An 11,830-nucleotide genomic window follows, 5' to 3' on the forward strand; every position below is an offset into this window, starting at 1 on the left:
AAACGGTCATCGAAGGCAGGTTCATGAAAATCATCGTTCTGGGCGGAGACGGTTTCTGCGGCTGGCCGACGGCGCTGCATCTTTCGGCGCGGGGCCACGACGTGATCATCGTGGACAACCTGTCGCGCCGCAAGATCGACGTGGAGCTTGAGGTGAACAGCCTGACCCCGATCCGTCCCCTGGGCGAACGCGTGCGCGCCTGGCACGAGCTGACCAACCACACGATCCGGGTGGAAAACTTCACCGTGGGCAAGCATTACCACCGCCTGCTGACCCTGCTGCGTGACGAAAAGCCCGACGCGGTGATCCATTTCGCCGAACAGCGCGCCGCGCCCTATTCGATGAAATCCAGCTGGCACAAGCGTTACACGGTCAACAACAACCTCAACGCCACCAACGACGTTCTGGCCGCCATCGTGGAAAGCGGGCAGGACATCCACCTGGTCCACCTGGGCACGATGGGCGTCTATGGCTATGGCACGGCGGGGATGAAGATCCCCGAAGGATACCTGGACGTGGTGATCGAGACAGAGAACGGTCCCCACCGGCAAGAGATCCTGTATCCCGCCAATCCGGGCTCGATCTATCACATGACCAAGACCCAGGATCAGTTGTTCTTCTTCTATTACAACAAGAACGACGGCGTGCGGATCACCGACCTGCACCAGGGCATCGTCTGGGGCACCCAGACCAGCGAGACGCGCATGGACGACCGGCTGATCAACCGCTTCGACTATGACGGCGATTACGGCACGGTGCTGAACCGTTTCCTGATGCAGGCGGCCATCGGCTATCCGCTGACGGTGCATGGCACGGGCGGACAGACCCGCGCCTTCATCCATATCCAGGACACCTGCCGCTGCATCGAGCTGGCGCTGACGAACCCGCCCGCGCGCGGCGACCGCGTCAGCATCCTGAACCAGATGACCGAAACCCACCGCGTCCGCGACCTGGCCCGGATGATCGCCGACCAGACCGGGGTCGAGGTCGCTTTCCTGAAAAACCCCCGCAACGAGGCGGACGAGAACGACCTGCATGTCGCCAACGACCGCTTCCTCGGCCTGGGGCTGGAGCCGATCAAGCTGCAGGACGGCCTGCTGGCCGAGGTCCAGGAAATCGCCCGCAAATACGCCGACCGCTGCGACCGGGAAAAGATCCCCTGCGTGTCGCAATGGCGGACGGCGTAAGGGAACGACTCCGCCCGGCCCGGGCGGGGGTAGGTCACCTGGTGCCCGACGGCCCGCCTGATTTCATCTGATCCACCGTTGCCAGAACAACGGCCAGACGCTTGGCATCGGCAGGATGCGTTCCCCAGAACGACAGCTTCCCGCCTTGGGACCGCGCCGCTTCGTCGCGCGCGAAGAACCTTGCCCCCTTGACCGGGTCATAGCCTGCCGCGGCGGCGATGCGGGTGCCCAGCATGTCGCTTTCCAGTTCGTAGGTCTGCGAATAGGCCTTCTGGCCGATCGCGGCCCCGATCTCCATGTTGCGGCCGACCGCGTTCGGATCATGGCTTTGCCCCGCCGAGGCGGCTTCGGCATTGGCATAGGCGGTCAGGGCACCCAGGATCAGGGCGCCGGCGACCGCCTGTTGCTGCTGCTTGACGATATGCTGGCCGATCAGGTGGCCGTATTCATGGCCCAGGATGAACGCGACCTCGTCATCGCTTTCGACATCCTGCAGCATCGGCACCGTGAAGCGGATCACGGGATCGCTGTTTCCCGGCCCCGCATAGGTGAAATAGGCGTTCCGTTCGGCCATCTGGCGATCCAGTTCCAGCTTGACGCGGCAATCCGCGCCCTTCTGGGCCAGTTCGGCCTTGCACAGGGCTTCGGCAACCGGCTGGATGCGGGACGCCACCCGCTGAAAGCGTGCCTGGGCAAGGGCCGGGCTGGCAGGGCTGCGGGGCGAGGCAGACTTGGCCTCGGCAAACATGGCGGTGGCGCGGGCATTCACGCTGTCATCGACGCCGGGCAGTTCGTATGTGGTGCCGCAGGCGGTCACCAAGGCCGCAAGGCCGGTCGCGGCAAGGGCGCGGAACACTTGGAAAAAGGTCATCGTGACGGCTGTCCTGTCAAACATTCGGATGCCATCACGATAGCCTTGGCCGCAGCTGTGCGTGAAACGGTAAGCCCCTAAAATAAGGCACAAAGGCCGCGCGAAACGTTGCTTCGCGCGGCTGCCTGCAGTCGGATCACGCCTGCCGCAGGAACGCCAGCAGATCCTCGGTCAGCCGGTCCGCATGGGTCGCGGTCAGCCCGTGCGGGGCGCCGCCGTATTCGATCAGCCGGGCGTCCGGCAGCATCGGCGCCAAGCGCCGGGCGGTCGCGGCGATGGGAACGATCTTGTCGCCGGTGCCGTGGATGATCAGCGTGGGCAGGTTGATGTGGGGAACGTCGCCCGTGAAATCCGTTGTCCCGAAGGCCGTCACGCATTCCAGGGTCGCGCGCGGGCTGGCCATCATCGCCATGCCCAGGGTCCAGTCCAGGATCTGCTGGCTGACGCCGCTGACCAGCCCCTGCCCGTAGAACTGCTTGAAGAAGTCGGCCAGGAAGGCCGGGCGGTCCTTGCGCAGGCCCGCCTGGATCCCCTCCAGCAGGTCACGGGAAACGCCCTGGGGATTGCCGTCGGACTTCAGCACGCCCGGCACGACCGAGCCCACGAAGACCGCCTGCGACACGCCCCCGCCATGGCGGGTCATGTAGCGCGCGACCTCTCCCCCGCCCATGGAAAAGCCGACAAGCGCCGCGTCCGTCAGCCCAAGGCCCTCGATCACGGCGGCAAGGTCGTCGGCCAGCGTGTCATAGTCATAGCCGTCCCAGGGCTGGCCGGATCGGCCAAAGCCGCGCCGGTCAGGGGCGATGACGCGGAACCCGGCCTCGGCCAGCCGGACGGCCTGGTATTCCCAGCTGTCCCCGTTCAGCGGCCAGCCGTGGATCAACACCACGGGGCGGCCCTGTCCCCAGTCCCTGACGTAAAGCGTCGTCCCGTCGCGTGTCGTGATCACCGGCATGTCGCGTTCCCCTGATCGTTCGTCACGGAACGCCCGTGCCATGGCGCGGGTTGCGTTACCGCACCCGCGCCCAGGTCTGGCTTTTGCAGATCAGCCCGCCCGCGACGCAGCCCGACAGGCTCATCCGGTCGCCCTGGACGCTGGCCTTGCCGTTGTAGATCTTGTCGTTGGCCGGGCGCCACACCTTGCCCGTGTAGTCGCCGCCGCCCTGCGGGGCCATGTCGATGACGATCTGGCGGCCCAGGTTCGGCGAGCGGTATTCGGCACGGTCTTTGAAGGCGCGGGTGATCGTGCCGCAGAAGGCCCCGCCGCAGGGGGCGATGGTGACATGGGCAAAGGCGCCGTTGTCCGGCTGGGTCTGCCAGACGCCCTCGATCGGGTCGGCGGCGGCGGCGGTGCCGGCCAGCGCAAGGGCTGCGGCGATGATGATGTGGCGCATGGGTTCCTCCTCCAAGGATGGGCGGATGCTGCGCGGGCGCCCGCCCCCCTTGCAAGGGTGACGTCAGGTCGCAGCGCACTTCCGTTCCGCGCGTCCCCGTGGCAAAGGATGCCCGACCCGCAGACAGGAGAGCGCCATGATCCTTTACCCCGCCATCGACCTGAAGGACGGCAACTGCGTCCGCCTGCTGCGCGGCGAGATGGAGGCCGCGACCGTCTTCGGCACCGATCCGGCGGCGCAGGCGCGCGCCTTCCAGGACGCGGGTGCGGAATGGCTGCACCTGGTCGATCTGAACGGGGCCTTTGCGGGCCATCCCGTGAACGCCCCCGCGGTCGAGGCGATCCTGGCCGCCGTCACCATCCCCACCCAGCTTGGCGGCGGCATCCGCGACATGGCGACCATCGAGGGCTGGTTGTCCAAGGGCCTGTCGCGCGTGATCCTGGGCACCGTCGCGGTGGAAGACCCCGACCTGGTGCGCCAGGCGGCGGCCGCCTTCCCGGGCAAGATCGCCGTCGGCATCGACGCGCGGGGGGGGCGCGTGGCGACCCGTGGCTGGGCCACGGAAACGCAGGTGATGGCGACCGACCTGGCGCGGCAGTTCGAGGACGCGGGCGTGGCCGCCATCATCTATACCGACATCGACCGCGACGGGGCCATGCAGGGCCCCAACATCGCCGCGACGGAAGGATTGGCGCGGGCGATCGGCATTCCGGTCATCGCCTCGGGCGGGGTGTCGTCGCTGGACGACCTGCGCGCCTTGGCGGAAACGGGCGTGATCGCGGGCGCGATCTCGGGCCGGGCGCTTTATGACGGCGCCATCGACCTGGCCGAGGCGCTGGCGCTGCTGCGTTAAGTCTTCTGGATCGCCGGTGGCGAGCCCGTAGGTGGGGTTCCACCCCACCCTGCAAGTCGACCAAGCGGAAAGCTTGCCCCGATCAGATCTGGCGTTCGGGCAGCTGAACGACCAGCCCGTCCAGCGCATCCGTCACCTTGATCTGGCAGGTCAGGCGCGAGCGTTCGGGATCGGGCTGATAGGCGAAGTCCAGCATGTCCTCCTCCATCGGATCCTTCGGGGGAAGCTGATCGACCCAGGCAGGATCGACATAGACATGACAGGTCGAACAGGCGCAGGCACCGCCGCAATCGGCGTCGATGCCGGGCACGCCGTTGTCGCGCGCGCCTTCCATCACCGTCATGCCGGGCTTCACGTCAACCTCGTGGCGGGTTCCGTTATGCTCGATATAGGTGATGCGGGCCATGGCTATCGTCCTTTGCTGTGCAGGGGGCAGATAGGCCATCGGTCCCGCAATGAAAAGGGGCGCGGGCCGTCAACCGGCAAAGGGAAACTCGCCCGCCGCATCCCAGGGCCCGCCGCGATAGCGCCACAGCAGGAACCCCGTCGCCGTGAAGGGAAAGGGCTGGAAGCCAGCGGACAGGTCGTCGAACAGCCTTCGGGCGTCCGCCGGGGCGGCCTTGTTCTGGATCGTCACATGCGGCCTGATGCGCTGGCGGTCCTGCGGGGTCAGGTGATCGGCGAAGATGGCGGACAACGCCGCCCGCAGCCGCTCGATTCCGGGACAGTCGAGGTCATAGGCCACGCCTTTGCCCAAGAACCGCAGCCCCGCCACGCGGCCCGCGACAGGCGCGGTATCCGCGGCCATCCGGTCCAGTTCCTGCGCGATCCAGCCGATGCGGTCGCCCGGCAGGTGATGAAACAGCGTCAGATGCGCGGGAATGTGGTTGCGCGCGGCCGGGAAATGCCGCTGCCGCATGGTCTGGAAATGGGCAAAGCTGGCATTGTCCAGTTGCGCGGTCAGGATCAGCGGTGCGTCGTCGGACATGGCCGGATTGCCCCAGGGATTCGCAAGGAAAAGGGGCGGCCCCGCAGGACCGCCCCTTGATGCCACAAGGGCAGGATCAGCGCTCGCCGACCGGCAGGGCCACGAAGCGCGGCTCGCCGTCGCGGCGCACCAGGACCAGCAGCGACTTGCGGCCCGCCTCGCGCGTTTCGTCGATGCGGGCGTTCAGGTCGGCGATCGAGGCCACGGGCTGCTGGCCCGCCTCGGTGATGATGTCGCCGGGGGCAAGGCCCTTTTCGGCGGCTTCGCTGGCCGGATCGACCTCGCGGACGACCAGGCCCTTCATGTCGCCCTCCAGGCCCATCTCCTGCGCCATCTCGGGCGTCAGGACGGACAGCGACATGCCCAGCACGTCCTGGGGCGCGGCACTGTTGCCCCTTTCCTGCGGCGACTCGCCGGTGCCTTCCGCCGTTTCGCGGCGGCCCAGCGTCACGGACAGCGTGACCGGGCCGTCCTGGCGCTGCACCACGACCTCGACGGGTTCGCCGGCAGGCGCTTCGGCCACGCGGCGGACCAGGCTGCGGGTATCCTTGACCTCGGCCCCGGCAAAGCTGGTGATCACGTCGCCCGCGCGCATCCCGGCCTCTTTCGCGGGGCCTTCGGGAACGTCCGTCACCATCGCGCCGGATTCGGCGGCCAGGCCAAGCGCCTCGGCCATGTCGGGGGTCACGTCCTGGATCTTGACGCCCAGCCAGCCGCGCCGGGTTTCGCCGAACTCGCGCAACTGGTCCACGACGGTGGAGACGACGTTGGACGCCATGGAAAAGCCGATGCCGATGGACCCGCCGTTGGGCGACAGGATCGCGGTGTTCACGCCCACGACCTCGCCCTGGAGGTTGAACAGCGGCCCGCCCGAATTGCCGCGGTTGATGGCCGCGTCGGTTTGCAGGTAATCGTCATAGGTGCCCGACAATTCGCGGTTGCGCGCCGACACGATCCCCGAACTGGCCGAAAAGCCCTGCCCCAGGGGGTTGCCAAGCGCCAGGACCCAATCCCCCACCCGCGCCTCGTCCGAGTTGCCGAACTTCACGAAGGGCAGCGGATCCTTGCTTTCGACCTTCAGCAGCGCCACGTCGGTGTTGGGGTCGGTGCCCACCACCTTGGCGGGCAGGGTGTTGCCCGAATAGAACTCGATCTCGATCTCGTCCGCGCCCTCGATCACGTGGTTGTTGGTGACGATGAAGCCGTCCGCCGAAATCACGAACCCGGACCCGAGCGCGTTCGACCGCTGCGGCATCCGGGGGCCGCCCTGGCCCGGCTGGCCCGGCAGGCCGGGAATGCCGAAGTCGCGGAACAGGTCGGAAAACGGGCTGCCCTCGGGGAACATCGGCCCGCCCTCGCCCCCGCCGGTCGGCTGGGCGACCACGGCGCTGGTGGTGATGTTCACGACGGCGGGCGCGACCTGCTGGACCAGATCGGCAAAGCTGTCGGGCATGACCTGGTTTGAACCCGTCGCGGGAGCCGACAGCGGTTCGTTCTTGTTCGCCGCCTCTTGCGCCTGCTGGCTCGCCTCGGGCGAGATGTCGGGCTGCGGCGCGTCTTGGGCGGCAGCAAAGCCAAGGCCGACGGTCACGGCCAATGCCGAGGCGGTCAGGAGATGCCGAGGAGAAAGCGTCTTCATGCGGATGTCCTCATCTTGCGCAGGATGCCCTGGTCACGACATGGGCCGGGGACCGAGGGATATGAAGAAGAAATAGGTGGGCGTTGCAAATAAACCACGCTCTCGGGCAGTGAACTGATCGTGACATTTATTGCAGAAAGGGCGGATGGTGTCCCATCCGCCCTTTTCCTTATTCCGCCGGTTCGGCCGGGGACACCGGATCGTCCCCATCGGGCGACGGCGCGGCGGCTCCGCCGCTGGGATCGGTGGCGGGCGCCTGACCCGGTTCCACCGGCGGGGCGTCGCCTGCGGCGGGGGCAGTCACCGCCTGGCCTTGCTGCGGGGGGGTCGTCAGCATTTCCGGCACGGGGGTCAGGGTGACGCCCGCGCTTTCGCCCAGGCGGTTGCCCTCGCGGTCGGTGACGGTGGGCGTGACCAGGCCCTCCTCCTCTCCGGCAGCGGTGGGGGTCAGGATATCGCCCGCCGAATTGCCCGCCGGAACCGGCGTGGGCGAAGGGTTGGCGCGGCTGGCCCCGTCGTCGCGCAGATAGTTGAAGAACTCGCCATTCGGCTGCAAGACCAGAGAGCTGTTCTCGCCCTTGAGCGCCCGTTCATAAGAGGTCATCGACCGGGTGAAGGCGAAGAACTCGGGGTCGCGGCCGAAGGCATCGGCATAGATGGCGTTCCGCTGGGCGTCGGCCTCGCCGCGCACGATCTCGGCCCGCTTGGACGCTTCCGAGGTCAGTTCCGTCACGGTCCGGTCGGCCGCGGCGCGCACCCGCTGCGCGGCCTCTCCGCCGCGCGCGATCTCGTCGGCGGCCTCGCGCTGGCGTTCGGCGCGCATCCGGGCATAGGTCGCGTTCAGGTTCTGCTCGGGCAGGTCGGTGCGGGTCAGGCGCACGTCGATGATCTCGACCCCCAGGCCTTCGGAATTGCCCCGCGCCTCGTCCCGGATCTGGTTCATCAGGGCGGTGCGGTCGTCCGACAGCACGCTGGTGGACGGGACCGTGCCCAGCACCTCGCGGATGGCGTTGCGCACGATGGGCTCCAGCCGGCCCTGCGCGCCCTGGATGCCGCCCGCGCCCACCGCCTGGCGGAAGCGAACCACGTCGGTGATGCGCCAGCGGGCAAAGGCGTCCACGATCAGGCGGCGGTCGTCCAGCGGCGTGACCTCCAGCGGAACGGTGGGCAGGCCCAGGATGCGGCCGTCGTATTTTTCCACGTTGTCGAGGAAGGGCAGCTTGAAGCCAAGGCCCGGTTCCTCCTTGACATCGACCACGCGGCCTAGGCGCAGCACCAGGGCCTTTTCGCGTTCATCCACGATGAACAGGGACGACGCGACCAGCACGGCCACCGCGATCAGCAGCGGGATGGCCAGCGTGGACAAGGTAATGCGACGCGCGGCCATCAGTTGTTCCCCCCGGTGTTCGTGCCGGTATTGGTGGTGGTCTCGCCCCCGCGGCGCAGCTGGTCCAGCGGCAGGAAGGGCACCACGCCCGTCCCCTGCCCATCCATGCCTTCGCCGATGATGACCTTGTCCACGCGGCCAAGGACGTTTTCCATGGTTTCCAGATACATCCGGCGGCGGGTCACTTCGGGCGCCTTCACATATTCCTCGTAGATCGAATTGAAGCGCGCGGCCTCGCCCTGGGCGGTGTTGACGGCCTGGGCGCGATAGGCCTCGGCCTGTTCCAGGGCCTGCGCCGCGTCGCCGCGCGCCTGCGCCAGGACGCGGTTGGCATAGGCGTCGGCCTCCTTCTCAAGCCGGTCGCGTTCCTGCTGGGCGGCCTGCACCTCGCGAAAGGCGTCGATCACCTCGGCCGGCGGGTCGGCGCGGTCCAGGTTGACGCGGACCACGTTGATGCCGGCCTGATAGGCGTCCAGCGTTTCCTGGACCGAGGCCTGAAGGTCGTTGGCGATGGTGCCCCGGTCGCGGTTCAGGATCGGCGCCAATTCGCTGCGCGCGATGATGTCGCGCATCGACGATTCCGCCACCGCGCGCATGGTGTCGGCGGGATCGGCCAGGTTGAACAGGAATTTTTCGGGGTCCGAGATGTTCCAGACCACCTGGTATTCCATGTCCACGATGTTCTGGTCGCGGGTCAGCATCAGCCCGTTGTCCATCTCGCCCTCGCGGCCCGTGCCGATCTCGGTCACGCGTTCGTTGGTGACGGGGATCACCTCGGCGGTGACGATGGGCCAGGGGGCGAAGTTCAGGCCTTCGGAACCCACGGCGACGGCGCGGCCGAACAGGAACTCGACGCTCTTTTCGTTGGTCTGGACGCGGTAGAAGCTGGCGAATGCCCAGAGCGCCAGCAGCACCAGCCCGCCGATGGTCAGCGTGGTGCGGTTCATCTGCAGGCCGGGGCCGCCCGCGGGACGGCGTCCGCCGCCATTCGGGCCGGGGCCGCTGCCGCGCCCGCCCATCAGCACGCGCAGGCGTTCCTGGCCCTTCTTCATCAGTTCCTCGATCTCGGGCATCTGCTGCGGGCCGCCGGGGCGCTGCGGCCCCCGTGGCGGTTGCTGCTGTCCCCAGGGGCGGTTCACCGGACGCTTGTCGCGATCCTCGTCATCTCCTCCGCCGCTTCCGCCGCCCCAAGGGCCCTGACTTGCCATCCGTGGTCCTTCTTTCTTCTTCGGAATTCCGTTGTTTGAAAACTGGTGCAGCGGGGGGAAAAGTCAACCCGACGGCCCCCCGCCCGCGCCGATCTGTCGCAATTGTCAGGCGGTTGCAGCCTGTGCAGGAATCTCCAGCCGGTGCCGCCGCGCAGGCTGGCGCATCGTGACCAGCTCCTCGGCCGCGGTGGGGTGGACGGCCACCGTCGCGTCGAAATCGGCCTTGGTCGCGCCCATGGTGATGGGGATCGCGGCCAGCTGGATCATCTCGCCCGCATCAGGCCCGAAGATGTGGCAGCCCAGCACCCGGTCGGTTTCGGGGTCCACCAGCAGCTTCATCATCACCCGGGCGTTGCTGCCCGCGAACATCGACCGCATGGGACGGAACACCGTGGCATAGACATCCACGTCGCCGCGCGCGCAGGCCTGTTCCTCGGTCAACCCGATCTGGGCCGCCTCGTGCGGGCGCAGATAGGCGGTGCTGGCGATATCGTGGTGGCTGACCTTGCGCGCCCGCCCGCCAAAGATCGTGTCGGCGAAGGCGTGGCCTTCGCGGATCGCCACGGGCGTCAGGTTCACCCGGTCGGTCACGTCCCCCACCGCGAAGATCGAGGGCACCGCCGTCTGCGACCATTCGTCCACGGCAATCGCGCCGTTCGGGCGCAGGTGGACGCCGGTCTCCTCCAGCCCCAACCCGCCCGTATAGGGGTTGCGCCCGGTGGCCCAGATCACCGCGTCGAAATCCTCTCGGCTGCCGTCGCTGAAGGTGACGCTGACGCCCTCGCCCGCGCGTTCCAGCGCGGTCGGGGTGACGTTCAGGCGCAGGTCGATGCCGATGTCGGACAGTTGCAGCGTCGCCATGTCGCGGGCCTGCCGGTCAAAGCCGCGCAGCACCGCGTCGCCGCGATAGGCCTGCACCGTCTCGCAACCCAACCCCGCCAGGATGGTGGCGAATTCGCAGGCGATATAGCCGCCTCCGACCAGCAGCACCCGGCGCGGCAGCCTGTCCAGCAGGAACAGGTCGTCCGAGATCAGGCCCAGTTCCTCACCCGGAATGCCGGGCAGCGCGGGGCGGCCGCCGACCGCGATCAGGATGTGCTTGGCGGTCTTGCGGGTGCCGTCGGCCAGGGCGACCGTGTGGGCATCCACGACCGTGGCGCGCTGGTGGAAGATCTGGACCCCGGCCTTTTCCAGGTTCGCGGTATAGATCAGTTCCAGCCGGGTCAGTTCGGCGTCCAGTTTCTGCCGGAACACCGTCCAGTCGAAGCGGCCTGCCTGCGCGCCCTCCCAGCCATAGCCGCGCATTTCCTCGGCCATCAGGCCCGCTTGGCTTGCGAAGATCATCAGCTTCTTCGGGACGCAGCCCCGGATCACGCAGGTGCCGCCCATGCGGCTTTCCTCGGCCAGGGCCACGCGCGCGCCGTGTTCGCCCGCAGCGACCCGCGCAGCGCGGACCCCGCCCGATCCGCCGCCGATCACGAACAGGTCATAATCGAAGCTCATGGCTGGTCCCCCTCGCCCGCCAGCATGTCGGCGTCGATGTCGGCGTTGCGGTCCAGCCGGACAACGGTGCCGTCGGGCTTGCCGATGATGGCAAGGCTGCACATGCCCAAAAACAGCCCGTGTTCCACGACCCCCGGAATGGCGGCCAGCGCACGGGCCAGCGCGACGGGATTGGGGATGCATTTCAGGTGCAGGTCCAGGATCCAGTTCCCCTCGTCCGTGACCCAGGGATCGCTGCCCTTCAGGCGGTGCAGCACCTCGCGGTCTCCAAGGCCCAGGTCGTCAAGGGCGCGGCGGATCAGGGTGCGGGTGGTCTCGAACCCGAACTGGATCACCTCGACCGGCAGGGGAAAGGCGCCCAGCTGTTCCACGACCTTGGCCGGATCGGCGATCACCACCATCCGGCGGCTGGCGGCGGCCACGATCTTTTCGCGCAGATGCGCGCCGCCGCCGCCCTTGATCAGGTGCAGGTCGGGATCGACCTCGTCGGCGCCGTCGATGGTCATGTCCAGCCAGCCGATCTGGTCCAGGCTTTCGATGGACAGGCCCAGGCTTTCGGCCAGTTCGCAGGTGGCCTTCGATGTCGCGGCGCAGCGCAGCCTCAGCCCCTCGGCGCGCGCGCGGGCGGCCAGTTCGCGGACCATGACGCTGGCGGTCGATCCGGTGCCCAGGCCCAGCTTCATGCCGTCCCTGACCAGGGCCACGGCAGCGCGGGCGGCGGCCAGCTTGGCGGGATCGGGTTGGGGTGTCTGGGTCATCGGCGGCCTCCGGTCCGTGGGTTGCAAGGGTTATAGGTCAGG

General features: G+C 68.0%; 12 protein-coding genes. 2 read left to right on the plus strand and 10 right to left on the minus strand.

The genetic code is table 11. The annotated features are described in order from the left end of the window. The first annotated feature begins 23 nt into the window (after nt 1–23). Entirely contained in the window at nt 24–1,187 is a 1,164-nt protein-coding gene (locus JX613_RS15605) for an NAD-dependent epimerase/dehydratase family protein (protein ID WP_207102393.1), read from the plus strand. A gap of 34 nt (nt 1,188–1,221) precedes the next feature. Here JX613_RS15605 and JX613_RS15610 read toward each other — a convergent pair whose 3' ends face one another. The 3 genes from JX613_RS15610 to JX613_RS15620 form a co-directional block, all read right to left on the minus strand. After that, nucleotides 1,222–2,058, minus strand: coding sequence for a M48 family metallopeptidase (locus tag JX613_RS15610; RefSeq protein WP_207102394.1), 837 nt, complete (start codon nt 2,056–2,058; stop codon nt 1,222–1,224). A gap of 136 nt (nt 2,059–2,194) precedes the next feature. Continuing rightward, nucleotides 2,195–3,013, minus strand: a complete 819-nt coding sequence (locus JX613_RS15615; protein ID WP_207102395.1) for an alpha/beta fold hydrolase — start codon at nt 3,011–3,013, stop codon at nt 2,195–2,197. Between the two features lie 55 nt (nt 3,014–3,068). Then, nucleotides 3,069–3,452 carry a DUF2147 domain-containing protein gene (locus tag JX613_RS15620; protein ID WP_207102396.1) on the minus strand — a complete coding sequence of 128 codons (384 nt, stop codon included), beginning with the start codon at nt 3,450–3,452 and terminating at the stop codon, nt 3,069–3,071. A gap of 136 nt (nt 3,453–3,588) precedes the next feature. Between JX613_RS15620 and hisA the strand changes: the two genes are divergently transcribed. Next, nucleotides 3,589–4,305, plus strand: coding sequence for a 1-(5-phosphoribosyl)-5-[(5-phosphoribosylamino)methylideneamino]imidazole-4-carboxamide isomerase (gene hisA / locus JX613_RS15625; protein WP_207102397.1), 717 nt, complete (start codon nt 3,589–3,591; stop codon nt 4,303–4,305). An 82-nt stretch (nt 4,306–4,387) separates the two neighbouring features. Here the strand turns inward: hisA and JX613_RS15630 are convergent, their stop codons facing one another. From JX613_RS15630 to rpiA, 7 genes are all read right to left on the minus strand, one after another. Further along, on the minus strand, nt 4,388–4,711 hold the full coding sequence (locus tag JX613_RS15630) for a 2Fe-2S iron-sulfur cluster-binding protein (protein WP_207102398.1): 324 nt from the start codon (nt 4,709–4,711) through the stop codon (nt 4,388–4,390). Nucleotides 4,712–4,780: 69 nt separating this feature from the next. Beyond that, nucleotides 4,781–5,293, minus strand: coding sequence for a 2'-5' RNA ligase family protein (locus tag JX613_RS15635; RefSeq protein ID WP_207102399.1), 513 nt, complete (start codon nt 5,291–5,293; stop codon nt 4,781–4,783). A gap of 76 nt (nt 5,294–5,369) precedes the next feature. Then, nucleotides 5,370–6,932 carry a Do family serine endopeptidase gene (locus JX613_RS15640; protein ID WP_207102400.1) on the minus strand — a complete coding sequence of 521 codons (1,563 nt, stop codon included), beginning with the start codon at nt 6,930–6,932 and terminating at the stop codon, nt 5,370–5,372. Nucleotides 6,933–7,101: 169 nt separating this feature from the next. Then, nucleotides 7,102–8,319 (minus strand): protease modulator HflC, encoded by a 1,218-nt coding sequence (gene hflC, locus JX613_RS15645; protein WP_237168615.1) that lies wholly within the window; start codon nt 8,317–8,319, stop codon nt 7,102–7,104. Further along, a complete protein-coding gene (gene hflK, locus JX613_RS15650) occupies nt 8,319–9,527 on the minus strand; it encodes an FtsH protease activity modulator HflK (protein WP_207102401.1) in 1,209 nt (402 codons plus the stop codon). Before hflK ends, hflC begins: the two co-directional genes overlap by 1 nt. Nucleotides 9,528–9,632: 105 nt before the next feature. Continuing rightward, on the minus strand, nt 9,633–11,030 hold the full coding sequence (gene gorA, locus JX613_RS15655) for a glutathione-disulfide reductase (RefSeq protein ID WP_207102402.1): 1,398 nt from the start codon (nt 11,028–11,030) through the stop codon (nt 9,633–9,635). Beyond that, on the minus strand, nt 11,027–11,788 hold the full coding sequence (gene rpiA / locus JX613_RS15660) for a ribose-5-phosphate isomerase RpiA (RefSeq protein ID WP_207102403.1): 762 nt from the start codon (nt 11,786–11,788) through the stop codon (nt 11,027–11,029). The genes gorA and rpiA overlap by 4 nt, the downstream gene beginning before the upstream one ends. Nucleotides 11,789–11,830 lie beyond the last annotated feature (42 nt).

The sequence above is a fragment of the Paracoccus shandongensis genome (assembly GCF_017315735.1).
GTDB classification, from domain to species: domain Bacteria; phylum Pseudomonadota; class Alphaproteobacteria; order Rhodobacterales; family Rhodobacteraceae; genus Paracoccus; species Paracoccus shandongensis.